This window comes from Streptomyces virginiae, from assembly GCF_041432505.1.
GTDB lineage: Bacteria > Actinomycetota > Actinomycetes > Streptomycetales > Streptomycetaceae > Streptomyces > Streptomyces virginiae_A.
Genome location: NZ_CP107871.1, coordinates 7,244,367 through 7,268,398, shown reverse-complemented (window position 1 = coordinate 7,268,398; position 24,032 = coordinate 7,244,367). Strand labels below are relative to the sequence as shown.

The window sequence follows — 24,032 nt, the reverse complement described above, 5'->3', positions numbered from 1 at the left end:
TTCAATGTTGGCGCGATCTGACAAATTCCCGGTGATATCTGCTTCCGCCGCTCCGGGCCCCGTATCAATTACCGGGGGCAAGAAAACGCGGAACCGAACCTGAAGGAGAGATCGTGAAGATGCGTCGTGAGATATTCGCCGGGTCGGCGGTCGCGGTACTGATGTTGACAACAGCCGCATGCGGAAGCTCCGACAATTACGGGGGAAAGGCCCCTGCGGTACAGCCGGTGGGCGACAGCAAACAGGTCGGATCCGGTTACGGCGACCCGTACGGAAGCGGTTCGGGAGCCGCCCCGGCGGGCGCCGCCGACAAGAGCGGCCCGGCCGGCGAGCTGAAGGTGAGCGAGATCCAGGGCCTGGGATCCGGGGTCACCGACAGCGCGGGCATCACGCTCTACCGGTTCGACAAGGACACGCCGAAGCCGCCCAAGTCCAACTGCGAGGGTGACTGCGCGGCGGCCTGGCCGGCGGTCGCCGCGAACGACGCCTCGGTCAGCGCGGGCATCGACGCGGCGCTCCTCGGCTCCGTCGAACGCTCCGACGGCACCAAGCAACTCACGCTCGCCGGATGGCCCGTGTACCGCTACGCGAAGGACGTCAAGGCCGGCGACGCGCTCGGTGAAGGCGTCGGCGGAACCTGGCACGTCCTGGGCCCGGGCGGGAAGCCGGCCGGGGCCGGCAAGGGCGCGGCGGCAGGTGCCGAGAAGGAGGAGAAGGAGGAGAAGCCGGCCGCCGAGGCCAAGGGCGGCGAGCTCACCGCCGTGCAGAACCCGGAGCTCGGAACCCTCGTCGAGGACGCGGAGGGCAAGACGCTCTACCGCTTCGACAAGGACAGCGCCTGGCCCATGAAGATCGGCTGTGTCGGCGCCTGCACGGACACCTGGAAGCCGGCCCTGCCTGTCGACAAGAACAAGGTAAGCGGAATCGCACCTGAATTGATTGGAAAGGTGAAGCGGCCCGACGGGACCGAGCAATTGACGATCGACTGCTGGCCCGTTTACTCCTTCACCGGTGACAAGGAGCCCGGAGACACCACGGGGCACAACAACAAGGGTCTCTGGTTCGCCATCACCGACAAGGGCAAGAAAGCGAAGGTCGTCGGCTAACTCCTGTTCGCGGCCCGCCGATCCGCCCCCGAAACGCGTGGTGCCCGGGTACCTCCCCACCCGGGCGCCACGAACCCTCCCCGATCAGCCAGAGAGGTCGCCATGCCGTCCACCGACCGCCGCACCCGCCGGATCCGGCGGATCCGCCCGTCGCTTCCGGCCCTCGCGGCGGTGTGCGTCGCAGCGCTGCTGTGCGGGGGCTGCTCCTCGAAGGCGGCGGCGCAGCACACCTCGGCGAAGGCCTCGCAGACCCCGGCGGCGGCCCCCGGGACCTCCCTCGAACAGATCGCCACGGCTATCGGCTGTACCGCCGAAGTGAACTTGGAGGCCGAGGAGTTGCGCCAGGGCGGCTGCCAGGCCGGACAGGTCGTCTACCGTATGGTCACCTTCGCCGCGCAGAAGGGTCTGCACTCCTGGCTGACCGAGGCCCGGATGTACGGCGGCCTCTATCTGGTCGGCGACCGATGGGTCGTCACCGCACCGACGGAGGAGGCCCTGACGGCACTCCGCGGGCGTCTCGGCGGCACCTTGGAGACCGGTGACACGCACGGTGGGGCGCACGGCGGTGCGCCCGGCCAGACCCCCGGTCAGGCAGCCGGCCAGACGGGCGGTCAGACGCCCGGCGGTACGCCCGGCGCGACCCACGGCGGCGAGCACGAGGGCGGGCACGACGGCGGCCAAGGCGGCGGCAACTGAGGCCGCTCCCCCGCACCGCGCACACGTCGGCCCCCGGCACACGACCGGGGGCCGACTGCGGCGTGTCGGCCACCTGTCCGGTTGTGGGCTCGTTCGTGAGGCGCACAGAGTACGGACCTTCGGGATGATTCGGCCGGGCGCCGTGTGCAACAGGGTGGACGCGTAAGCGACTTCACCGAAAGGAACGGCTCCGTGCGCATGAAACGCTTCGCACCGCTGCTCGCCGCCGCCGGACTCATCGCGACCACCGTGCCCCTGCTGTCCGCGACGCAGGCCTCCGCCGCCCCGACCGCGGACCACCTTCGGCAGAAACCCGCCTGGCAGCGCTGCAGCCCCGAGCAGCCGGCCTCGTACGAGTGCGCGACGCTCAAGGTCCCGCTCGACTACCGGCGTCCCGACGGGCGCACGATCGACCTCGCCATATCCCGGATCAAGAGCGAGAACCCGGCCAAGCGGCACGGCGCCATGCTGCTGAACCCCGGCGGCCCGGGCGGTTCCGGCCTCGACCTGCCGTTGCTGATGAGCGCGGCGATGCCGAAGGACGTACGGGAGAGCTACGACCTCATCGGCTTCGACCCCCGCGGGGTGGGCGCCAGCAGTCCGATCACCTGCGGACTGACCGCCGCCGAGGAGAGCTTCGACCGGGCCTACCGACCGGAGAGCTTCGGCTCCGACGTGACCTGGGCGCGTACCGTCGCCGACAAGTGCCGGGAGAAGGCCGGTTCGGTGCTTCCGTACGTCACCACCCGCAACACGGCCCGGGACATGGACACGATCCGTGCGGTCCTCGGCGAGCGCAAGCTCTCCTACCTGGGCTACTCGTACGGGACCTACCTCGGCGCGGTGTACTCCCAGATGTTCCCGGACCGTACGGACCGCTTCGTGCTCGACAGCGGCGTGGACCCGCAGCGGATCTGGCGCGGCATGATCCAGGTCTGGGCCACCGAGGCCGAACCCGCCTTCGCGCGGTGGACGCGGTGGGCGGCGCAGCGGTCGGCCGAGTACGGGCTGGGCGACACTCCGAAGGCCGTGTCCGAGACCTTCTGGGACCTGGTGGCGCGGGCCGACAAGGAGCCGTTCGAGTTCGAGGGCATGAAGGTCGACGGCGACCTGATCCGCACCACGCGCGCGGTGTTCTTCTACCCGGCGCAGGCCACCCCGATGGTCGCGGCCCTGAAGGCCGCGTCCGAGGGCAAGCCGTTGCCCGGGGGGACGACCGCGACGGAACTCAAGCGGCTCCTGACCGGCGGCTCGGCGGCCGAGCCCGCCTCGGACAACGGCACCGCCGTGTTCTGGGCCGTGGCGTGCGGGGACACCGGCAGTTGGCCCCGCTACACGGAGCAGTACGAGCGGGACGCGGTGAAGGACAAGGCCAGGTACCCGCTGTACGGGGACTTCGCGTCCAACATCAAGCCGTGCGCCTTCTGGGACCGGCCGGTCGAGGCGGCCACGCCGATGCACAAGAAGGCGAACGTGCTGACGGTGCAGAACGAGTGGGACTCCCAGACCCCGCTGGTGAGCGGCCAGGGCCTGCACAAGGCCCTCAAGGGCTCGCGGATGGTGCTGGCGATGGGCGGTGAGGGCCACGGCGTGTACCTCTTCGACCCCACCTCCTGCGCCAACGCCCCGGTGAACGCGTACCTGACCACGGGCAAGCTCCCCGCCCAGGACGTGACCTGCCAGAACCCGCCGGCCGCCGCCGAGCGGCAGGGCGCGGAGGCGCCCGCGAAGCCGCTGCCGTTCCCGTCCACGCCCGGACGGTTCTGACCCCGGCCGGAGCCTGAAGCTGCCCGGGCCCTGGTCCCGGGCAGCTTCCGCGGCCGTTCCCCCGGTGGGCGGGGAGCTTGCCCGTCGCACGCCCTACATGGGGTCCATCGTGGCGCTCTCCGGGCCACCCAGCTCCTCGCACTTCACACGCAGGCTCACGGCCTTCTCCATCAGCTGCGCTCGTTCCGCGGCATCGTCGGCCCGCTGCGCCCTCAGCTCCAGTGCCTCGGCGTCCCGGCGCATCCGCACGACGTCATCGCTCCACTGCTTGTCGCTGCTCATCTTCGGTCCTCCAGCGTGTAGGGGTGGTCACCGCTCGTCGGCGTTCCGTGGCGAACCGGTTCCCTACCGCGCCTACCCCCGTCTCGGCGGCGCTGACACGAAGGCCCGCACCTGTCCGGGCGTGACGACCGAGGGAATCGAGATTCGCGGCGGGGCGTTGTCGCACACATGGGTGATGCATCCGGGCACGGCCATGACGAGCGCGATCCGTCCGTCCTCGCGGCCGCCCGCGCACGTCTCGCGGCCGACCGCGCCGACACCCTCGTACGGACGGCCGCTCTGGGCCGCGACTTCGACGGCATCGTCGCGGCGAACGCCTTGATCGCGGTCGACGACGAGCACGACCCCGAAGGGGCGTCGACCGCCTTCGAGCGGGCCCACGTCGCCGCCCTGCTGGTGCAGGCACGTGAGCACCTCGAAGAGCTCGACCGAGCACTGCGACGGCTGGAGCACGGCGAGTACGGGCACTGTGAAGGCTGCGGCATGACGATCGCGCCCGCACGCCTGGAGATCCGTCCGGCGGCGACCACCTGCATCCACTGCGCCCGGTCCGCCGGGCCGGACGCGGTGATGCGAAGGGGCGCCCCGGGTTCGTCTCTCGACGTACCCTGAGGCCGCGCTGCCCGTCCGTGCCGCGCCCGCCGCGGGAGAGGACGTCCGCCGCCATGCCACAGCAGCCGCAGGCGGGACCGTCGGGCGGGCAGAGCTTCCGGACCACCGAGGTCGACGTCGCCCGCGATCGGTCGAAGGCGGCGTACGGGACGAGCCTGCGCATGGACGCGCCCGCGCCCCGGCGTCCGTTCCGGTACTCCCGCATCAGTGTCGGCCCGCTCTCCCGACACGGCCGTCCGCTGCCGTCCGTGCGGTGCCGGCCGCTACCGGGGAGGGAGGGAGGCCTCCGCGGCCGCCTTGATGCGCCGGCCGAAGTCGGGGGCGTCCTTGCGGGCCGCGCCGAGGGCCAGGCCGACGAGCAGTTTGCCGAGCCCGTGGCCTTCGAGGGTGTTGAAGATGCGGACGCGGGTGCGGCCGCCGGGGAGGGGTTCGAGGTCGTAGCCGCCCTCCGCCGTGACGAGGTTGCGGCTCTGCTCCGTCCAGCGGATCAGGTGCGGCGCGTCCAGGCCGACGATGCGGAATTCGCGGCCGGTCTTCATCCCGGCGTCCTTGACCGTGCTGCGGAAGACCGTGCCGAGGGCCGTGGGGCCGTCCGGGGTCTTGGTGATCTCCTGGACGCGGGGGCTGAACTCGGGGTCGTGCCGCCCGTCGGCCAGATAGGCGAACACCGCCTCCACCGGTCGGTCGATCTCGACACTCGCCTCGAACTGTCCGGACATGTGGGCTCCTCGGTACGGCTACCTGTGGACCACGATCGCAGAACGGCACCTCACGCGCGCGCCGACGGCCCCGCGGCCGGCTCCTGGTCGGGGGCGGCGGGTCCGGGCGCGCCCACGCCCGCGCGGCTGCCGCGCAGCGGGGTCAGCAGCGCGCCGCCGAGGACCAGCAGGCACAGCGCCCCGCCGGCCAGGCTGACGGCGGGGACCCCGTGGCGGGCGGCCAGCAGCGTGAGCACGGCCGCACCCACCGGGCCCGAGGCGTTGTGGACCGTCCAGAAGGCGGAGGTGACCCGGCCGAGCAGGTGGTCCGGGGTCACCTCCTGGCGCAGGGTCATGCTGCAGATCCCGCCCAGGGTGATCCCGAACATGAAGACGGCGGCCAGTGCGGCGATCACCGGCACGCTGCGGCTGACGCCCGTCACCGTCACCCCGACGGCGATCATCGCGACGGAGGCGAGCCAGCACGTGCCGAAACCGAGGAGCCGGCGCAGTCGCCCCGCGCTCAGGGCCGCCGCGACCGAACCGGCCCCGCTGACGGCGATCACGTAGCCGAGGGTGGCCGCGTCCCGGCCGAGGTCGTGCCGGACCCGGTAGATCAGCAGGTCGGTGGCGCCCATGGTGACGAAGGTCAGCACGGTGAGCCCTACGGTGAGCGGGCGCAGCAGCGGATGGCTCCACAGGAAGCGGAAGCCGACCACGAACATCTCCCGGAACACCCCGGCCCCGGCGCCGGCCCCCGACCCGGCCTTGTCCTTGTCCGGCTCGTCGCCGGCCGGGCGCGCGGTGAACCTCACCCGGACCAGGCTCGCGGCGGAGACCAGGAAGGTCGCCCCGTCCAGGGCCAGTGCCCAGTCGGCGCCCACTCCGGCGGTGAGGAAGCCGGCCACCACCGGCCCGAGCAGGCTCCCGAGGGCGAAGGTGCCCATCAGCCGTCCGTTGGCGGCCGTGAGGTCCTGCGTGCGCACCAGATGGGGGATGGCGGTCACGTACGCGACGTCGAACAGCGTCCTCAGAACGGCGGCGAGCGCGGTCAGCACGTACAGCAGCCAGATCTGCGGCCCGGCCACCCACCAGACGAGCGGTACCGCGCCGAACAGCACGGCCCGCACCAGATCACAGACGATCATGAGCCTGCGGCGGTCCAGCCGGTCCACCACGTAGCCGGCGAAGACTCCGGCGCCGATGGAGGTGGCGCTGGAGACGACCGTGACCAGGCCCATCTGGACGAGCGACCCGGTGGCGTGGAGGACGAGCAGGGGGAGCGCGAGCATCGAGACGGACCCGCCGAGCACCGACAGCGCCTGGCCGAGCCAGAAGACGGTGAAGTCCTTGTTCCGCCGCAGTGGCGGAACACGATCGCATGGTGTGGATTCCGCCGAGATGGTGCCGCTCCCCCGTGCCCGCCGGCCGCCTTGGTGGTCGACCGTCGGTGCGAGGGTAGGCAGCCGGCTCCTCGCCCGCCAACGCCTTTTCCCCCGACTCCCCCGCTCCCGGGGGGCGTCCTAGCCGAGCAGGGCGTACACCGTGGAGGCCGTGGCCGCCGGGTCCGTGGCGCCCTCGGGGGTCAGGGTGATGTCGGCGAAGGCCATCCGCTTGCCGAGCTTGGTGACCCGGACGTGGATCAGTACGTCGGCCCCGACCACCGGCCGCTGGAAGCTGGTGGACTGCTGGACGGTGGTCATCGGCCCGTAGGCGCCGCGGGCGGCGGAGATCGCGATGACGGTGGCCGTGTCGGCGGCCGCCATCATGGCCTGGCCCGAGAGGCCGCCGCCGTCCCGGGCCAGCTCGTCGGACCAGGGCAGCCGCAGTACGGCGTGCCGCTCCCCGGTCTCCTCGACGGTCAGTCCGAGGGCGAGCACCCAGGGGGCGAAGTTGTCGCCGAGGATCTTGTCTGCGTCTGCGGGTGAGATCGTCACCGGGCGATTGTGGCGGTCCCGGCGGACCACCACAATCCCCTTTCGGTCAGAGGCCGGCGGCCAGTTCCGTGCCCTGCTTGATGGCCCGCTTGGCGTCGAGCTCGGCGGCCACGTCGGCGCCGCCGATCAGGTGGGCCTCGACGCCGGCGGCGCGCAGGGCCTCGTACAGGTCGCGGCGCGGTTCCTGGCCGGTGCACAGGACCACCGTGTCGGCGGGCACGAGGTGCTGTTCGCCGCCGACGGTGATGTGCAGGCCCTGGTCGTCGATGCGGTCGTACGTGGCCCCCGCGACGGAGACGACGCCCCGGTGCTTGAGCTCCGCGCGGTGGATCCAGCCGGTGGTGGTGCCGAGGTCCTTGCCGACCTTGGTGGCCTTGCGCTGGAGGAGGTGGACCTGGCGGGGCGGCGCGGGGCGCTCGGGGGCGGTGAGCCCGCCGGGGCCGGTGTACGTGGTGTCCACGCCCCAGTGGCGGAAGTAGACGTCGGGGTCCTGGGAGGCGCCCTCGCCGCTGTCGGTGAGGAACTCGGCGACGTCGAAGCCGATGCCGCCGGCGCCGACGACGGCGACGCGTTCGCCGACGGGTGCGCCGTCGCGGAGCACGTCGAGGTAGTTGACGACGTTGGCGTGGTCCACGCCCTCGATGTCGGGGGTGCGGGGGGTGACGCCGGTGGCGACGACGACCTCGTCGTAGCCCTGGAGGGTCTCCACGTCGGCGCGGGTGTTCAGGCGGACCTCGACGCCGGACTCCACGAGCTGGGTGCCGAAGTAGCGGATGGTCTCCTCGAACTCCTCCTTGCCGGGGATGCGGCGGGCGACGTCGAGCTGGCCGCCGATGTGGCCGGAGGCCTCGAAGAGGGTGACGGCGTGGCCGCGGCCGGCGGCGGAGACGGAGCAGGCGAGACCGGCCGGACCGGCGCCGACGACGGCGACGCGCTTCTTGGTCCGGGTCGGGGACAGCACGAGCTCGGTCTCGTGGCAGGCGCGCGGGTTGACCAGGCAGCTGGTGATCTTGCCGCTGAAGGTGTGGTCGAGGCAGGCCTGGTTGCAGCCGATGCAGGTGTTGATGGTCTCGGAGCGGCCGGCGGCGGCCTTGGCGACGAAGTCGGCGTCGGCCAGGAAGGGGCGGGCCAGGGAGACCAGGTCCGCGCGCCCGTCGGCGAGCAGTTCCTCGGCGATCTCCGGGGTGTTGATGCGGTTGCTGGTGACGAGGGGGACGCTCACCGCGCCCATCAGCCGCTTGGTGACCCAGGTGTAGGCGCCGCGCGGGACGGAGGTCGCGATGGTGGGGATGCGGGCCTCGTGCCAGCCGATGCCGGTGTTGATGATGGTGGCGCCGGCCGCCTCGATCTCCTTGGCGAGGTGGACGACCTCGTCGAGGGTGGAGCCGCCGGGGATGAGGTCGAGCATGGAGAGGCGGTAGATCAGGATGAAGTCCTCGCCGACGGCCGCGCGGGTGCGCCGGACGATCTCCAGCGGGAAACGCACGCGGTTCTCGTAGGCGCCGCCCCAGCGGTCGGTGCGCTTGTTCGTCGCGGCGGCGATGAACTCGTTGACCAGGTAGCCCTCGGAGCCCATGATCTCGACGCCGTCGTAGCCCGCGAGCTTGGCGAGGCGGGCGGCGCGGACGAAGTCCTCGACGGTGCGCTCGACCTCGGCGTCGCTGAGCTCGTTCGGGACGAAGGGGCTGATGGGGGCCTGGAGGGCGCTGGGGGCCACCAGGTCCTTGTGGTAGGCGTAGCGGCCGAAGTGGAGGATCTGCATGGCGATCTTCCCGCCCTCGGCGTGCACGGCCTCGGTGATCACCCGGTGCTCGGCGGCCTCGTCCTCGGTGGTGAGGCGGGAGCCTCCCTCGAAGGGGCGGCCGGCGTCGTTCGGGGAGATGCCGCCGGTGACGATCAGGCCGGCGCCGCCGCGGGCGCGCTCGGCGTAGAAGGCGGCGAGCCGCTCGAAGCCGCCCTGGTGCTCTTCGAGGCCGGTGTGCATCGAGCCCATGATCACGCGGTTCGGCAGGGTGGTGAAGCCGAGGTCCAGGGGGCTCAGCAGGTGCGGGTACCGGCTCTGGGAACTCATGAGGGGCGCCTCCTCGCGCGGGGGTGATGAACCTGTTCTAGCGAGCGGAGGTCGGTTTTGCAACTAAGTGCATAACCGGAGTCCTCCGGCCGGGGCCCGTCCGCCCCCGGAAACCCGGGGCCCGGGCGCGGCCGGCCCGCAACCCTGTGGCGGAGTTCACGCCGCCCCGCGTACCGTCGGCCCGATGACCGACCACCGCACCCGGCCCGTGCACGGCGCCCGGCTCCTCACGGACGCCGAGCGTGCCCGGCACTGGCTCGCCGAGGACGGCGTCACGCGGGCCGGCCCCGACACCTGGCACGACAGTGAACCGCCCGCCCGGATCCTCACCACGGAAGATTTGTGCAACGGGCTCGGCTCGATGGCCTTCACCGACGAGCGGCTCGACCTCGCGGACCGGCTACGGGTGGCCCTCGGACTGATGGACCTGCTCGGATGGCACCCCCTGGTGACCGCCCAGGTCCACACGGCGCACCTGGGACCCGAGGGGCCGCTCCCGCCCGACCTGCTCTGGGGCGGCTACCGCCGACGACTGGAGGCCGAACGGGAGTGCGAGGCGATCACCTGCTCGCTCTGGTTCGACTGGTTCGAGTACGCCCCGACCGCGGCCGAGGCCTTCGCCGAGGTCCTCGGCGACGACCGGGCCCGGCTGCTGCCGGGGGCCCCGCCGCCGCTGCTGCGCCGGGCCCGGCGGGTCCTGGAGCACTCCGGCCCCGTGCCCTGGGCCACCAAGATCGGCACCTACCGGGCCGCCGCCCGCGTACCCGCCCTGCGGCACGCCGTCTTCCGCGCCGTCCTGCGCAGCCGGCACGACGTCTACGGGAGCATCGACGCCGCCGAGGGGCTCGCCCTGCTCGACCAGCTGGAGCTCCCGCCCGACACCGAGCGCCTGGCCGAGCTGCGCGGCGTACTGGCGGCGGATCCCCGCCCTTGACGGGCCGGGTCGGGGTCCGCCGCCGGCGCGGTCAGGCGCGGTGCAGGCGGACCGTGACGATCTGGAACGGGCGCAGCGTGAGCGGGACCCGGCCCTCCGGGGTGGGGACGCCCACCGCCGTGCCCGTCAGGGGGCGTTCGAGCAGATCGCTCTCCACCGCCGCGGCCAGGGGGAAGTCCGCGGTCAGGGTGGCCCGGGCGCGGCCGCCGCGGGACTCGTAGAGGCGGACGATCACATCCCCGCTGCGGTCCTCGGCCAGTTTGACCGCCTCGACCACCACCGCGTCCTCGTCGACGGCGAGCAGTGGGGCGACCGGGCCGGCGCCGGGGACCACCCGCTCGGGCAGGTTCAGCGCGTGGCCCTCACGGACCGCGTCCCCGATCCCGGCGCCGGGCGCGAGCGAGAAGCTCAGGGTGTGGGAACCCTGGTCGGTCTCCGGGTCGGGGTAGCGCGGGGCGCGCAGCAGGGAGAGCCGGACCGTGGTGGTCTGACCGCCGTCGGCCCGGACGTCCCGGGTCACGTCGTGCCCGTACGTGGAGTCGTTGAGCAGCGCCACCCCCCAGCCGGGCTCCTCCGCGTGGATCCAGCGGTGGGCGCAGATCTCGAACTTCGCCGCCTCCCAGGAGGTGTTGGTGTGGGTGGCCCGGTAGACGTGCCCGAACTGGGTCTCGGATGCGGTTCGTTCGGCCTTCACGTCCAGGGGGAAGGCGGCCTTGAGGAACTTCTCCGTCTCGTGCCAGTCCACGTCCGTGACGATGTCGACCGTCCTGGCCCCGGCCCGCAGGGTGATCCGCTGGACCGCCGCCGACCGCCCGAAGGAGCGGGTCACGCGTACGGTCGCCGCGCGCGGGCCGCTCCCGGTGACCTCCAGCCGGTCCAGCTCCACGAGGTCGGTGACCCGGTTGCGATAGAACGCGTCGATGTCCCAGGCGTCCCACATGTTCGGGAAGTCGGGGTGGATCTGGAGCAGGTTCGCCGCCGTGCCCGGGGCGACCGTCTCCCGGCGCGCCTCCAGGTCGTAGACGGAGACGATCAGGCCGCGGGCGTCGATCTCCACCAGCAGTCGGCCGTTGGCCAGGATGTGCCCGCCGCCGTGCCGCTCCTCCACCGTGACCGGCTCCCCCGCGGCGGCCGGGCGACCGGCCCCGCCGGCCGGGACGCCGCGGCGGGCGTGCGGGGCGCAGTTGAAGACGAGCTCCTCGGTGCCCTGCCCCGCGAGCGCCTGCTGCGCGGCGAGGGTGATCGCCCGGAGCTCCTCGCGTACGGCCGCGTACGTCGCGCGTGCCTCGCGGTGCACCCAGGCGATGGACGAGCCCGGCAGGATGTCGTGGAACTGGTGGAGCAGCACCGTCTTCCAGATCCGCTCCAGGTCCTCGTACGGGTACGCGTACCCCGCGACCCGCACCGCGGCGGTCGCCGCCCACAACTCGGCCTCGCGCAGCAGCGACTCGCTGCGCCGGTTGCCCTGCTTGGTCTTGGCCTGGGAGGTGTAGGTGCCGCGGTGCAGCTCCAGGTAGAGCTCGCCGGCCCAGACGGGAGCGTCCTCGTACTCGGCGTGGGCCTTCTCGAAGAAGGCGTCCGGGCGCTCGATCCGGACCTTCGGGGAGCCCTCCAGGTCCCGCTGCCGGCGGGCGCGGGCGAGGTGTTCGCGGGTGGGGCCGCCGCCGCCGTCACCCCACCCGAAGGGCACGAGCGAACGTGAACCGTGGCCCTTCTCGCGGTAGTTGCGGGCGGCGTGGGCGAGTTGGGCACCACCCAGGTCGCTATTGTAGGTGTCGACGGGCGGGAAGTGGGTGAAGACGCGGGTGCCGTCGATGCCCTCCCACCAGAAGGTGTGGTGCGGGAACCTGTTCATCTGGGACCAGGAGATCTTCTGGGTCAGGAACCACTTGGAGCCGGTGAGCCCCACGATCTGCGGCATCGCGGCGGTGTAGCCGAAGGAGTCGGGGAGCCAGACGTTCTGCGTCTCGACGCCGAATTCGTCGAGGAAGAACTTCTTGCCGTGGAGGAACTGACGGACCATGGCCTCGCCGCCGACCATATTGGTGTCGGACTCCACCCACATGCCGCCGACCGGCACGAACTGCCCGTCCGCGATCTTCTTCTTGATCCGCTCGAAGAGCTCGGGCCGGTAGGTCTTGATCCAGTCGAGCTGCTGCGCCTGGGACATCGCGAAGACGAACTCGGGGTGCCGGTCCATCAGGTCGACCATGTTGGAGGTGGTACGCGCGACCTTGCGGACCGTCTCGCGCAGGGGCCACAGCCACGCGGAGTCGATGTGGGCGTGGCCGACCGCGCTGATCCGGTGCGCGGAGGCGTTGGCCGGGGCGGCGAGCACGGCGGTCAGGCAGCCGCGGGCGGCGGCCGCGCTGCCGGGCACATCGTCGAGGTCCAGGGTGTCCAGGGCCGCGCCGAGGGCCCGCAGGATCTCGTGCCGACGGGCGTCCGCCGTGTCGAGCTGGACCATCAGGTCGTAGAGCACCTCCAGGTCCTGGACCAGCTCCCAGACCTCCGTCTCGAAGACGGTGAGGTCCATCCGGGCGAGCCGGTACAGCGGCTGGTCGCCACTGGTGGGCAGGTCCCCCTCGTACGTGAGCGCGTGGTCGACCAGGACCGGGTTGGAGGCGGCCTCGACGTACCACTCGACCTGTTCGCCGCCCTCGGCGCGATCGGCCACGCGTACCCAGTCGTTGTACGGGTTGAGGGCCTTCACCTCGCCGCCGTCGGCCCGGTGGACCAGGCCCTCGCACTGGAATCCGGGCATCATCCGGTCGAAGCCGAGGTCGAGGACGGCTTCCACCGTGCGGCCGGCCCAGTCCGCGGGGACCGTGCCGGTGACCTTGAACCAGGTGGTGCCCCAGGCCGGGCCCCACGGGGCGCCGATCGCGCAGGGCTCGTAGGGGGCCGCGAGCCCTTCGGTGACGGGGACGGGTTCGCCGGGGGCTTCCCAGCGCCCGACGGTCAGCGGGACCGCGCGGGAGTGGACGGCGGGCTTGACGCGCTGCTCCAGAACCCGGCGGAGGCGGTGTTCGGTGATGTTGCGGTCGTCATGCATGACGGCTGCTCCAGGGAGGGTGGTCGGCACGGAGTGTCGGTACGGGGGTGTCGGTGCGGAGGGTGGGCGGGCCGGCTCAGATCTTGACGGCTCCCTCGCCCACGCCCTTGAAGAAGAAACGCTGGAGGGCGAAGAAGAGCAGCATCATCGGGACGAGCGCGGCCATCGCGCCGGCGGCGACGAGCCGCTGGTCGTTGACGGTGGTGGCCCCGGCCAGGGTCTTCAGGCCGAGTTGGAGGGTGTAGTGGTCGCTGTCGGTGAGGACCAGCAGGGGCCACAGGAAGTCGTCCCAGGCGCCCATGAAGCTGGTGATGCAGACGACGGCCAGGGCGCCCTTGGCGGCGGGGAGGAAGACCCGGGTGAACCGGGTCCATTCGCCCGCGCCGTCCAGCACGGCGGCCTCCTCGACCTCCCGGGGCACGGCCAGGAAGGCCGCCCGCATGATCATGATGTTGAGTACGGAGACCGCGCCGGGCAGCCACACTCCGATGAGGGTGTCGACGAGACCCATCTCGCGGACGGTGAGGAACATCGAGATCATCACGGACTCGAAGGGGAACATCAGGGTCGCCACCAGCACGGTGAAGACGATCCGCCGCCCCTTCCAGCCGGCTCGGGAGAGGGCGTAGCCGCCCATCGCGGCGAAGAGCATGTTCGAGGCGATCGCGAGGACGGCGACGGTGAGGGTGTTGCCGACGTACTGCAGGAGCGGGAAGGACTCGGCGACCCGGACGTAGTTGTCGAGGGTGGGCCGCGCGGGCAGCACGCCGTCGTACACGTTCTCGGTGCGGCCGCGTACGGAGGTCAGGAACTGCCAGACGATCGGGCCCAGCATGACCACGAGCATCAGCACCAGGGTGGCGTACCGCGCGGCGAGGGCGATCCGGTGGCGCCTGCGGGCGGCGGCGGACGACGGTGTGCTCGCCTTGCGTCTCACGGCTCGTCCCCTTTCGACAGGCGGCGGCCCAGCAGGCTGAAGACCAGGGTCAGGAGGAACAGCAGGATGGAGATGGCGCAGGCGTAGCCGGTCTCGCCGGAGAAGCCGAGACCGACCTGCCGGATCAGGAAGGGCAGGGTGCGGGCACCGCCGCCGGGGCCGCCGCTCTCGCCGCCGAGGATGTAGATCTCGGTGAACACGCGCAGCGCCGAGATGGCGGAGAGGGTGCCGACCAGCAGCATCATGGGCTTCACCTGGGGCACGGTGATGCTGAAGAAGCGGCGGACGGGGCCGGCGCCGTCGATGGCGGCCGCCTCGTGGAGGGTGGCGGAGACGTTCCCGAGGGCGGCCAGGTAGAAGACCATGTAGTAGCCGAGGCCCTTCCACACGGTCACGATCATCGCGGAGACCAGCAGCATCGTGGAGTCCGTCAGGAACGGGATCGGCTCGGAGACGAGGTGCAGCCGCCGGAAGACGGTGTTGACGAGGCCGTCGCTGCGCAACACCCACTGCCAGATCAGCCCGACGACCACGGCGGAGGCGATCACCGGGGTGTAGAAGGCGGAGCGGAAGAAGCCGATGCCGGGAATCTTCGCCTGGACGAGGACCGCGAGGGCCAGCGGCAGGAGGACCAGGCAGGGGACGACGACCACGAGGTACAGCACGCTGTTGCCGGTCGCGACCCAGAAGTCGGGGTCGGCGAAGGCGCGCCGGTAGTTGTCGAGGCCGACGAAGCCGCCGCCGCGCAGGATCTGGGCGTCGGTGAAGGAGAGGACGACGGTGTTGACGAACGGCCAGAGGCTGAACAGCGTCACCATCACGAGGCCGGGCGCGAGGAACAGGTAGGGGGTCCACCAACTGCGGTGGGGCAGTCCGGTCTCGGTCTCCATGGCCCGCGCGGCGCGCCGCCCCCGAGCGGCTCCGCGACGTCGCTCGTGTGCGCCGGCGCGGCTCCGCGGCCGGTCGGTGGTGAGGCCGGTCATTTGTCGGCCGCGGCGGCGAGGAGCTTGTTCGCCGCTTCCTGGGCCTTCCGCACGGCTGTCCGGGGGTCCTGTTCGCCCTTGATGGCCTTCTGCATCTCGCGTACGACGGCGTCGCCGACCTGATTGGTCCACTGGACGGGGGTGTTGGCGTCGAGCGCGGCGGTCTTCAGCTGGTCGGCGCCGACGGCGCGGGCGAGGGTCTCCGCGTCCTTGCCGTCGCCCTTGTCGGAGAAGAACGGGTCGGCGAGGCCTCGGGCGTTGGAGGGGTAGATGGTGGCCTTCCTGGAGAACTCCACCTGGTTGGGTCCGTTGGTCACCCACTTGGCGAACTCGGCCGCCGCGTCCACATGCCGGGTGTCCTTCTTGATGCCGAGCGACTGGGCGTAGATGCCGATGTGGCCGAGTTCGCCGGTGACGGCTCCGGCGACCTGGGTCTTGGCGTAGGTCTCCGGGGCGTTCTTCTTGATGTCCTTGACGAAGCCCGGTGAGCCCGGACCGAAGACGATCTTGCCGCTGCCGTAGAGCTGGTTGATGTCGTCCGACTTGAGGAGGGACTCCTTGGGCATGGCGCCCTTGGCGTACAGATCCTTCATACGTTCCACCCATCGAACGGCTCGGTCCGTGTCGAAGGTGAAGCGGTCGCGCTTCTCGCTGAGGATCGGGATGCCCATCTTCTGCCAGTCCCCGGGCAGTCGCCCCTTGGGGTCGGCCATGAAGGCGGAGTACCGGCCGCCGGACGAGGCGGCGATCCGCTCGGCGTAGTCGAAGAACTGCTCCACGCCGGTCGGCGGCGCGGCCGGATCCAGACCGGCCTTCTCGAAGAGCTCTCTGTTGTAGGTGAGGATCTCCGGCGTCACGTACCAGGGGTAGGCGTACACGCTGTCGCCCTTGCCGGGAAGTTTGAACTGCTCCCAGGCTCCCGGCACGTACTCCTGGGCCGACGCGCCGTCGAGGGCGGCCACGTCGGCGAGCATGCCCCGGTCGCCGAGGAGTTGGAAGGAGTCGGTGGAGAGGTTGACCACGTCGGGGAGGGCTCCGGCCTGGGCGTCGGCGACGAGCTTCTCGTTGTAGCCGTCGCCGGGGACGTCTTCCCAGGTGACCTCGACCTCGGGGTACCGCTTCTCGAACGCGTCGATGACCCCCTGTACGTAGGTCGTGAAGGTGGGTTTCAGTTGGAGCGTCCGGAAGGTGATCTCACCGGCCACCTCGCCCGTCCGCCGCGCCTCCTTCGCGTCGGCGCCGCCGCCGCTCAGGCCGCACGCGGTGGTCGAGAGGAGGGTTCCCGCGGCCAGCAGGACAACAGCGGTACGGGTCGGGTTCGAACGGGTCATCGTCGCCGCCTTTGCAGAAGTCCGGCCTCGTCGCCGGAGGCGGTGCCCACGGTCGTCCGCGAGCAAGACCTCGTCAATGAGGCAGGAGGACGGCCGGCCGGTGACGTATCGGTGCCGAATGGCCCGCCCGCGCCGGGCAGGTCCGGCAGGCCTCGCACATCACCTCTCCGAGCTGGACTGATGCGCTTTAGTACAAAGGCGGTCGAGCAGGGTGTCGATTCGACGACGGACCCGCTTCCGCGTCACAACTTGACTTCTTATGGACGGTTCACGGCAGGCACGCACTAATGCGCTTTAGCCGCACCGCGAACCGCTCACGCGGGGATCGTGGTGGTGCGAGCGACGGAGGCGCGTCCGGATTCGCCCCCGAACGGCGTGCAGCTCAGTAGCCAGAGCACCGACCTGCAAAGTCGGAGGGCGCAGGGGCAGGACCTGCCACGCCGGCCATGGACGAGAACACCGAGAACCGACGCCCCGCCCCAGGACTCCCGACCGCCGGGCTCTTCGAGCACCACCTCACCGACGAGGGCCTCGCCCGGCTGTGGTCGATGCTCGACAGCGGGCGGCGTTGCTGGAGCACGGGCTGATCCCCTCCGCGGAGGTGCTCGGCGAGGTGGCGGAACAGCTGATCTGCACGCACACCGCGCGGGGATACGCCGACGCGTCGCTGCGCACGCTGATGGCGGCGACCTACCGGGCCGGGCGCGATCGCCGGTATCCGCTCTGGTGGACCCCGAAACACCATGCACGGATCACCGAGCTGCCTTGGGTCCGCGCGGTCGCCCCTTGGGCCGCCGACCCGGTGGAGCAGGCCCGTTCGACCCTGCGGACGCTCGGCGAGGTCTGCGTCCGGGTCTTCCCGGGCGCCGGGCTGCCCAACCTGACGGTACGGGTGCTGTCCGGGCTCGCGCGGCTCGCCGAGCTGCCGGTGCCGTTCGCGGCGGAGCCGCCGGCCGACTCGTACAGCGGGATGGCCGCCCCCGAGGTTCTGGCGGCGGCGCGGACCGCCGCCGAGCTGCTGCGCGGCACCGTGTACGAGCGCCACCACGGCATCGACTACGCGGCGGTACGGGACCTGGCGGACGCCCGGGACCGGCACGGCTTCGCCCTGCTGTGCGCCGAGCGTGCCGGGCGCCCCGAACAGCCGCTGGTGAGCGACCCGGCGGTCGTCGCGCAGGCCCATGTCCTCACCACGTCCGACCTCGCCACCCTGGTCGCGCACGCGGGCCTCGCCCCGCGCGGCGGCTGGGGCGGCCCGGCTCGACGCGCGGGCCGCCCGGCTTCCGGCACGCGCCGCCGCGCGGATCGCCGGGCTCCTGGCCGATCTCCGCCTCGCCACCGCCGCTGTCGGACAGTCACTTGGGCTTGTTGCGGTAGATGCGACGGCCGGCCAGGTGCGTGGTGATCGTCTCGCCGCGCCACAGTTTCCGGTCGCCGTCCATCTCGTCCGGCGTGGGCCATCGGCCGCGGCTGATGTCCGACCGGATGCTGTCGGGCTGCAGGCCGGAGGCCTCGGCTATCTCGACGACGGTGTAGCGGCGGGACGGTTCGAGCGCGGTGGCCTCCCGGGTGTGGTGCTCGCCGAAGAACCGGGCGATGGCCTCCGGGTCGAACTCGATGGTCCTGCCGCGCTTGCCGATGGCGGCGGGCCACCCGGGGTGCCGGCCCCATCGGGGGTTCTCCGACAGGTAGCGGGCGCTCATGCCGTAGTGCTCGGCTATCTCGGTGTAGGTGACGCCTGTGCGGCCCTCGGGAGGTACGGGCCCGCCGTTCGACGGGCGGGAGCCGGTGGCCGAGCGGGGGTGCCCGCCGGCGCGTGGCTCCGGCGCCGCCCGGCCCGGGCGGGCTTCGGCGACGGTGAGGACGACCGTACGGCCGTCCGGGTCGGTCAGCGTGTGCCGGCCCGGCGGCAGGAAGCCGGCGCCGTTCGGCGGGGCGGTGAGGCCGAGGCGCAGGTATCCGGTCTCCGGGCGGCTCGTGGCGGGGTAGAGCTCCAGGACACCGCCGTCGGCGAGCGTCGCCGCGTAGTGCTCCGGCCCGTTGCCGTGCCGCTCGTGTACGAGGGCGAGGCCGATGCCCCGGTAGAAGTCGCGGCAGGCGTCGAGCCGGGTCGTGTAGATCACGGCGAGTTCGAGGATCATGCTGGCGCTCCTGGTGTGTGATGACTGCGAGCGAACGGTGGGCCCCGGCCCGCTCCTCGCAACGGCGGCCACCGCCAGGGCACTTGTCTGCGGCGCCGCTGCGCCGCCTGCCGAACCCCCGATCAAGGCAGCCCACTTGGCACGTCTACGCCCCGGCGCGACACGCGCCGAGTGGGAAGGTCATCTTAAATTCCTACCACGTCTGCGTACGCTGTCCCCATGACCGACAGCACCCTTTCCGATCAGCAGGTGCTCGATGACCTGCGCGTCTTGACCGTCGAGTACCTGAGCGCGGTCCGGGCGTGCCTGGCCGGCATCGAGGCTCCCGTGGTGCGGGAACGAGCTGCGCGGCTGTTCACCGATCAGCTGCTGCCCGATGTGGCGAAGGCGGTCAAGGACATACGTACCGCCGCTGTGGGCGAGTTGCGTCAGGGGCGCACCCTGCGGGAAGTGTCCATACTGATAGGGCTGTCCGTGCCCCGGGTCGACCAACTGCTCAAGGGGAAATGAGCAGTCGCCGTACCTGGCGGCCGGGTGTTCAGCCCGCGTCGACCTTGGGCGCGCAGCGCATGCCGATGTAGCAGCAGGGGGTGCCGTCCACGAGGGTGGCGAAGACGACGGGCATCCAGTCGCCGCTGAAGGAGAGGCCGGCGCCGGAGGCGGCGAAGACCGTGGAGCTGAGCGGGGTGAGGTCCATCTCCAACGGCGGCGAGAAGTCCCGCATACCGTCGACGAACTCGTACAGCAGGTGGGGGGCGCCGTCGGGCCGCATTCCGACGGTGATGACCACTCCTTCTCGGCGGTAGGTGCCGACCAGCGGGACCATGTCGACGACCGGGGGCCGCGCAGGCGGCGCGAAGGCGGGCGGCATGTGGACCCCGCCGAGGTCGCGCAGGAGCTCGCGCATCAGGTCGGCGTAGAGGAAGCGGGCGGCGCCGCCGTTGGTGAGCAGGACGACGACGAGGTCGGCGCCGGGGACCACGCGCACGTAGCCGTACTGGCCGATCGAGGCGCCGTCGTGGCCGTAGCCCGGGACCCCGTTCCAGTCGTAGAGCGACCAGCCCAGCCCCCAGCCGTCCGCGCTCACCGTCCACCTGTCGGGGACGTCGACCGCCCACCGCTGCATCTCCGCGACGGCCCGGGCGCCGATGATCTGCGTACCGTCCGGGGCGGAGCCGCCGTCGAGGTGCAGCTTGGCCAGTCGGAGTACGTCCGCGGCGGTGGCCAGGACACGTCCGTACGGGCCCGCCGAACGGGGCATCATGTCCCAGGCCGGCGCCGGCTCCGGGTCCGGTCCCTCACCCGGAAGATGCCCCATCGCGGTCCGGAAGGCCAGTGCTTCCTCGGGCAGGGTCATGGTGTGGGTCAGGTTCAGGGGGGCGACGAGCCGCTCCTTGAGGGCCTGGTCCCAGGTACGTCCGGTGAGGACCTCGACGACGCGGCCGAGGACGTTGTAGCCGACGCTGCTGTAGGAGACCGCGGTGCCGGGCGGACAGTCCAGCGCCACGTTCCCGGCGGCTGCCACGTACTTGGCCAGACAGTCGTCCCCGCGGCCGCTGTCGTAGGTGAAGTCGCAGGTCAGGCCGCTGGTGTGGCTGAGGAGTTGGCGGATGGTGATCGTCTTGGTGGCTTCGGGGTCGGCCACGCGGAACTCCGGGAGCACCTCGATGACGGGCGCGTCGAGGTCGAGTTCGCCCGCGGCGGCGAGCTGCATGACCAGGGTCGCCGTGTAGAGCTTGGCTATCGATCCGAGCTGGAACACCGAGTCGGTGGTCGCCTCCACCCCGGTGCCACGGTGCAGGATGCCGCTCGCCAACTCGTGGATCCGCCCCTCGGCGAACACCGCGAGGGTGGCGCCGGGAACGTGGTGGGCGGCGCGGAGTACGTCGAGGCGGCTCTGCCAGTGGGCCAGGGAGAACGTCACATCGGTTCCTTCGGCTCGGGGTCTCGTACGGATCGCCGCACGTTTCTTGATCCACAAACCGGGATCCACGCCACCGTAGGTCGGTCCCCGAGGCAGGGGTAAGGACCCGCACGCGTCAACGAGGGGACCCCCGGCGCCACCGGGCAGGACCGCGCACCAGGAGGGGCGTTCGCGCCACACCGGGGGTTCCGGCTCACCAAGGAGGCGGTCTCACCGGTCGGTTCGGGTGAACGGCTGGTAGCGTCGACGGTCCTATGCGCTCTCCTGGCACCGACGGCACCGTCTCCGTCCACCTCGCGCGGTTCGTCGTCGACTCCTTGCACCGGTCGGGTGTGGGTCCGGGCCGGGTCGCCCGATTACCGGACCTGGGACCCGACGTGCTGGGCAACGACCTGGCCCGGGTCTCGACCGCGTCGGCGCTGGCCGTGTGGGAGCGGTTGACGCTCGCCGAGCCGGGGACGACCATCGGCGCGCTGATCACCGCCGAGGCGCCGATCGGTACGTTCGGCCTGTGGGACTACCTGGTGACCACCGGGCCCAACCTTCGGGAAACCCTGAAGCGGGCGGTGCAGTACAACGCCGTCATCGGTGACGCGACCCAGGAGAAGCTCCTCGTCGAGGAGGACGGTCGCTCCTTCACCATCCGTCACGCGACGGGAAGTTGGGGCCCCGATGTGGTGGAGGCGATCGACTTCTTCGCTCTGGGCATGTTCCTGACCCGGTCCCGGGCCGCCACCGGCCGGCCCGTCGTCCCGCTGCGCGTCACGGTGACGCACGCCGCGTCCGGCCGCTTCCGGCGACTGGCCGAGTTCTTCGGGACCACCCGCATCGACTTCGGCGCCGCGTACAACTCGATCACCTTCCACGACGACGACGTACGCGCCCCGCTGCCCAAGGCCCAGCCGGGGCTGGACCGCATCCTCGCGCAGCAGGCCGCGCTGACGATCGCGTCGGCGCAGCCGGCCCTGCTCTGGCAGGACCGCTTCCGGATGGTCCTCGAGTCCGCCTTCCGGGAGGACACGGTGAGCCTGGAACACGTGGCGCAGCGACTGGCGATGAGTCCGCGCACCCTGCAGCGGCGCCTGGGCGAGCACGGCACGACCTGGCGCGAGGAGGTCGAGGCCGTGCGCCAGGAGCACACCATGGAGCTCCTGCGCGCCACCGACCTGCCGCTGCGTTCGGTCGCGGCCCGGGTCGGTTACAGCGACATGCGCGCGCTGCGCCGGGCGGTGCGCCGCTGGGAGGGTCGGGCCCCGCGCGACATCCGCAACGAGGCGGGCGTCGCGGCGATGCCGTCGGGCGCCGACGCGGTCGACCGACCGCCCCGGCCGCCCCGGCCGCCCGACATCGGCGCCCGATCGGTCACTTCATCGGGTACTGCGTCTTCTCCGCGAGCTTGCCGTCCTTGAAGCAGAAGCGCAGCACCGTCTCCTCGCCGCTCTTGGTCTCACCGCTGGATATGTACCAGGAACAGGTGCTGCCCTCGGGCTCGACCGGTCCGCCCTCCTGGAGGGCGCTCTTGACGAAGCTCTCCCCGGACGGGAGCTTGCCGCGGACCTCGCTCTCCGCGTCCCCGGTCTTCACGGCCTCGTAGACCGCGGGATCGACGAGGGTCTTGTCGGCCATGTCGAGGACCTTGCCCATGCCGAAGACCACGGCCACGAGCAGGCCCACCCCGAGCACCAGCGCCACCGCGCACCCGATCAGACAACCCTTGCGCTGAGCCACGCCCGTTCCTCCGTGTCGTTCCTGTCCGGCGGCGGTCGCCTGGACACTCACACCCTCGCAAGGGGCCGGGGTCGCGGGCTGTCCTCGAAAGTCGTCGACCGTCACGACGATCGTCGTTCGAGGTCGGACCCACCGCGCCGTGTATACAGGGAGGAGATCGACTATTCGGGCGAAGCGAGAGGATCCCACCGTGAGCGAGCAGACCATCGAGCCGCTGATCGTCGTCGGCGTGGACGGGTCGAACCATTCGAAGGAGGCGCTGCGCTGGGCGGTCGCGCAGGCCGCGATGACGGGCGCCCGGGTGCACGCCGTCATGGCCTGGGAGTGGAACCGCAATCCGTTCGCCATCGGGCCGACGGCCGCCGAGACCGCCGACGCGGAGGTGGTGACGGCCGAGGAGGCCGCCCGCCGGAAGCTGGCGGACACGGTCGCCACCGCGGTCGGCACCTCGCCCGGGGTGCCGGTGTTCCGGCGCGTCGAGCAGGGGTCCCCGGCGCAGGTCCTGGTCGACGCGTCGAAGGAGGCGGACCTGATGGTGGTGGGGACCCGCGGGTACGGGGGCTTCAAGGGCGCGCTGCTCGGCTCGGTGAGCCAGCAGGTCGTGCAGTACTCCGCCGGTACGGTCGTGCTCGTCCGCGAGGGCGAGGACCGGAACGACTGATTCGTCGTACCCGGGTACGGCCCCACCGACCTGACGAACCGCCGATCCGCCGATCCGCCGGCAGCGCGCTCAGCGAAGCAGGCGCTCCAGCATCGCCTTCAACTCGGGCGGGCACTCCTCACGGGGAACACCGCACTCCTCGACCAGCCGGGCCGCCCGCGCGAGCCCCGCGGGCTCTTCCGGCGCGTCCAGGGCCTGTGCGAGCAGGCCGAGAGCGGGAACGAGGTCGGCCTGCAGGCGGTCGGGAAGCGCGTCGAGGAAGAGCGTGTCCTCGGTGAACACCAGGTCGACCAGGGCCGCACAACGCGCCCGCAGCGCGTCCGCGCCCTGAGTGCCGCCGCCCGGCCGGGTCGTGGAACGCCGCTCAGCCACGGGCCCTCCCCCGCGTGGACGTCCCGTCCGGGGCCGGCCCGGCCGGCGGGGGACCCGCCTCCGCGCGGGGCGTCGATCCCGCGCTCCGCTCCCAGAGGCCGGCCAGGTGTGCGTGCAGGACCTCGTACGCCTCCTCCGGGGTGAGGTGGCCGATGAGGACGTGCGTGGTGAGACCGTCCGCGAGGGCGAGGAGGGTGCGGGCCTCGCGCTCCGCGCCCCGGCTCCCGGCGCCGTCGGCGCCCTCGCCGGCTTCGGCGATGAGGCGGGTGAACGCCTCGTGCAGGGTCGCGTAGTTCGCCTTGAGCGTGCCGGCGAGCACCTCGCTGACGGCGGCCTGCGCGACGAAGGCGAGCCAGACCCGGGCCTCGGCGCGGTGCTCCTCGCGGAGCAGCGAGATCTCGGTGACCGCGTGTCCCAGGGCGGTGCCGGCCGACTGGGCCGGGCTCCGGACGAGTCGGGCCTGTACGCGCTCCATGACCTGCTCACCGATGTGCCCGAGCGCGAAGACGAGCATCTCCTCCTTGGTGCGGAAGCACCGCTGGACGGCACCCATCGACACCTGCGCGCGGGCCGCGACGTCGCGCAGGGTCACCCCCTCCAGCCCCCGCTCGTCGGCGAGGCGGCAGACGGCCTCCGCGATGAGGCGGCGTCGGCCCGCGTGATCGACCTGCCTGGGCATGCCCGGCCCCTCCCTGTCCACAGCTCTCCGTGCGTGCAGCACTTTATGCGATGCGCGCGTATCGGTTCCAGGGGTACGCTGTGGTTCCGATGCAAGCGCATCGGTACATGGAGGGGGA

General features: G+C 71.8%; 24 protein-coding genes and 1 tRNA gene. 11 read left to right on the top strand and 14 right to left on the bottom strand.

All coding sequences use genetic code 11. From position 1 onward, the window contains the following. Positions 1-119: 119 nt before the first annotated feature. The 3 genes from OG624_RS33555 (at position 120) to OG624_RS33545 (ending at position 3,569) form a co-directional block, all read left to right on the top strand. Positions 120-1,106: an SCO0930 family lipoprotein gene (locus OG624_RS33555; RefSeq protein WP_033215733.1), complete on the top strand. Its 987-nt coding sequence runs from the start codon at positions 120-122 to the stop codon at positions 1,104-1,106. Between the two features lie 102 nt (positions 1,107-1,208). Further along, complete coding sequence (locus tag OG624_RS33550; protein ID WP_051762525.1) at positions 1,209-1,802, top strand: hypothetical protein; 594 nt, start codon at positions 1,209-1,211, stop codon at positions 1,800-1,802. Positions 1,803-2,000: 198 nt separating this feature from the next. Beyond that, complete coding sequence (locus OG624_RS33545) at positions 2,001-3,569, top strand: alpha/beta hydrolase (RefSeq protein WP_106971275.1); 1,569 nt, start codon at positions 2,001-2,003, stop codon at positions 3,567-3,569. Between the two features lie 93 nt (positions 3,570-3,662). Here OG624_RS33545 and OG624_RS33540 read toward each other — a convergent pair whose 3' ends face one another. Continuing rightward, positions 3,663-3,851 (bottom strand): DUF6381 family protein, encoded by a 189-nt coding sequence (locus OG624_RS33540; protein WP_033215330.1) that lies wholly within the window; start codon positions 3,849-3,851, stop codon positions 3,663-3,665. A 168-nt stretch (positions 3,852-4,019) separates the two neighbouring features. Here OG624_RS33540 and OG624_RS33535 point away from each other — a divergent pair, with 168 nt between their 5' ends. After that, positions 4,020-4,463 carry a TraR/DksA family transcriptional regulator gene (locus OG624_RS33535; RefSeq protein WP_051762524.1) on the top strand — a complete coding sequence of 148 codons (444 nt, stop codon included), beginning with the start codon at positions 4,020-4,022 and terminating at the stop codon, positions 4,461-4,463. 263 nt (positions 4,464-4,726) lie between these two features. On the opposite strand, the gene OG624_RS33530 is transcribed toward OG624_RS33535, so the two are convergent. From OG624_RS33530 to OG624_RS33515, 4 genes are all read right to left on the bottom strand, one after another. Beyond that, positions 4,727-5,182, bottom strand: a complete 456-nt coding sequence (locus OG624_RS33530) for an SRPBCC family protein (protein WP_033215328.1) — start codon at positions 5,180-5,182, stop codon at positions 4,727-4,729. A 50-nt stretch (positions 5,183-5,232) separates the two neighbouring features. Next, positions 5,233-6,525, bottom strand: coding sequence for an MFS transporter (locus OG624_RS33525; RefSeq protein ID WP_349252272.1), 1,293 nt, complete (start codon positions 6,523-6,525; stop codon positions 5,233-5,235). Between the two features lie 159 nt (positions 6,526-6,684). After that, on the bottom strand, positions 6,685-7,098 hold the full coding sequence (locus tag OG624_RS33520; protein ID WP_033215727.1) for a PaaI family thioesterase: 414 nt from the start codon (positions 7,096-7,098) through the stop codon (positions 6,685-6,687). A 46-nt stretch (positions 7,099-7,144) separates the two neighbouring features. Beyond that, positions 7,145-9,169 carry an NADPH-dependent 2,4-dienoyl-CoA reductase gene (locus OG624_RS33515; RefSeq protein ID WP_033215323.1) on the bottom strand — a complete coding sequence of 675 codons (2,025 nt, stop codon included), beginning with the start codon at positions 9,167-9,169 and terminating at the stop codon, positions 7,145-7,147. 184 nt (positions 9,170-9,353) lie between these two features. Here OG624_RS33515 and OG624_RS33510 point away from each other — a divergent pair, with 184 nt between their 5' ends. Continuing rightward, on the top strand, positions 9,354-10,103 hold the full coding sequence (locus tag OG624_RS33510) for a hypothetical protein (RefSeq protein ID WP_051762523.1): 750 nt from the start codon (positions 9,354-9,356) through the stop codon (positions 10,101-10,103). Between the two features lie 31 nt (positions 10,104-10,134). Here OG624_RS33510 and OG624_RS33505 read toward each other — a convergent pair whose 3' ends face one another. The 4 genes from OG624_RS33505 to OG624_RS33490 form a co-directional block, all read right to left on the bottom strand. Beyond that, the gene (locus OG624_RS33505) at positions 10,135-13,158 is read right to left on the bottom strand and encodes an alpha-mannosidase (RefSeq protein WP_033215321.1); all 3,024 of its coding nucleotides are present in this window, start codon (positions 13,156-13,158) and stop codon (positions 10,135-10,137) included. Between the two features lie 76 nt (positions 13,159-13,234). Then, a complete protein-coding gene (locus OG624_RS33500; RefSeq protein ID WP_371640180.1) occupies positions 13,235-14,095 on the bottom strand; it encodes a carbohydrate ABC transporter permease in 861 nt (286 codons plus the stop codon). Next, positions 14,092-14,985 carry a carbohydrate ABC transporter permease gene (locus OG624_RS33495; RefSeq protein WP_266354956.1) on the bottom strand — a complete coding sequence of 298 codons (894 nt, stop codon included), beginning with the start codon at positions 14,983-14,985 and terminating at the stop codon, positions 14,092-14,094. Before OG624_RS33495 ends, OG624_RS33500 begins: the two co-directional genes overlap by 4 nt. 89 nt (positions 14,986-15,074) lie before the next feature. Next, entirely contained in the window at positions 15,075-16,409 is a 1,335-nt protein-coding gene (locus OG624_RS33490) for an ABC transporter substrate-binding protein (protein ID WP_371588917.1), read from the bottom strand. A 371-nt stretch (positions 16,410-16,780) separates the two neighbouring features. On the opposite strand from OG624_RS33490, the gene OG624_RS33485 reads away from it, so the two are divergent. From OG624_RS33485 to OG624_RS33475, 3 genes are all read left to right on the top strand, one after another. Next, positions 16,781-16,856 (top strand) — tRNA-Cys (locus OG624_RS33485). After that, positions 16,856-16,996, top strand: coding sequence for a hypothetical protein (locus OG624_RS33480; RefSeq protein WP_371640179.1), 141 nt, complete (start codon positions 16,856-16,858; stop codon positions 16,994-16,996). The genes OG624_RS33485 and OG624_RS33480 overlap by 1 nt, the downstream gene beginning before the upstream one ends. Then, positions 16,951-17,814, top strand: coding sequence for a hypothetical protein (locus OG624_RS33475; protein ID WP_371640178.1), 864 nt, complete (start codon positions 16,951-16,953; stop codon positions 17,812-17,814). Before OG624_RS33480 ends, OG624_RS33475 begins: the two co-directional genes overlap by 46 nt. Here the strand turns inward: OG624_RS33475 and OG624_RS33470 are convergent. Further along, positions 17,765-18,550, bottom strand: coding sequence for a VOC family protein (locus OG624_RS33470; RefSeq protein ID WP_371640177.1), 786 nt, complete (start codon positions 18,548-18,550; stop codon positions 17,765-17,767). The genes OG624_RS33475 and OG624_RS33470 overlap by 50 nt on opposite strands. A gap of 219 nt (positions 18,551-18,769) precedes the next feature. Here OG624_RS33470 and OG624_RS33465 point away from each other — a divergent pair, with 219 nt between their 5' ends. After that, positions 18,770-19,060 (top strand): hypothetical protein, encoded by a 291-nt coding sequence (locus OG624_RS33465; RefSeq protein ID WP_371640176.1) that lies wholly within the window; start codon positions 18,770-18,772, stop codon positions 19,058-19,060. A 28-nt stretch (positions 19,061-19,088) separates the two neighbouring features. On the opposite strand, the gene OG624_RS33460 is transcribed toward OG624_RS33465, so the two are convergent. Then, on the bottom strand, positions 19,089-20,474 hold the full coding sequence (locus OG624_RS33460) for a serine hydrolase domain-containing protein (protein WP_371640175.1): 1,386 nt from the start codon (positions 20,472-20,474) through the stop codon (positions 19,089-19,091). A gap of 254 nt (positions 20,475-20,728) precedes the next feature. Here OG624_RS33460 and OG624_RS33455 point away from each other — a divergent pair, with 254 nt between their 5' ends. After that, the gene (locus OG624_RS33455) at positions 20,729-21,883 is read left to right on the top strand and encodes an AraC family transcriptional regulator (RefSeq protein WP_371640173.1); all 1,155 of its coding nucleotides are present in this window, start codon (positions 20,729-20,731) and stop codon (positions 21,881-21,883) included. Here OG624_RS33455 and OG624_RS33450 read toward each other — a convergent pair. Further along, positions 21,837-22,202, bottom strand: a complete 366-nt coding sequence (locus OG624_RS33450) for a hypothetical protein (protein ID WP_033215311.1) — start codon at positions 22,200-22,202, stop codon at positions 21,837-21,839. The two genes, OG624_RS33455 and OG624_RS33450, sit on opposite strands and share 47 nt — an antisense overlap. Positions 22,203-22,392: 190 nt before the next feature. On the opposite strand from OG624_RS33450, the gene OG624_RS33445 reads away from it, so the two are divergent. After that, positions 22,393-22,863: a universal stress protein gene (locus OG624_RS33445; protein WP_266354970.1), complete on the top strand. Its 471-nt coding sequence runs from the start codon at positions 22,393-22,395 to the stop codon at positions 22,861-22,863. 69 nt (positions 22,864-22,932) lie between these two features. On the opposite strand, the gene OG624_RS33440 is transcribed toward OG624_RS33445, so the two are convergent. Together OG624_RS33440 and OG624_RS33435 are read right to left on the bottom strand one after the other, a co-directional pair. Beyond that, on the bottom strand, positions 22,933-23,235 hold the full coding sequence (locus OG624_RS33440; RefSeq protein WP_371640172.1) for a hypothetical protein: 303 nt from the start codon (positions 23,233-23,235) through the stop codon (positions 22,933-22,935). Continuing rightward, positions 23,228-23,914 (bottom strand): TetR/AcrR family transcriptional regulator, encoded by a 687-nt coding sequence (locus OG624_RS33435; RefSeq protein WP_371640171.1) that lies wholly within the window; start codon positions 23,912-23,914, stop codon positions 23,228-23,230. The genes OG624_RS33440 and OG624_RS33435 overlap by 8 nt, the downstream gene beginning before the upstream one ends. Between the last annotated feature and the right edge of the window lie 118 nt (positions 23,915-24,032).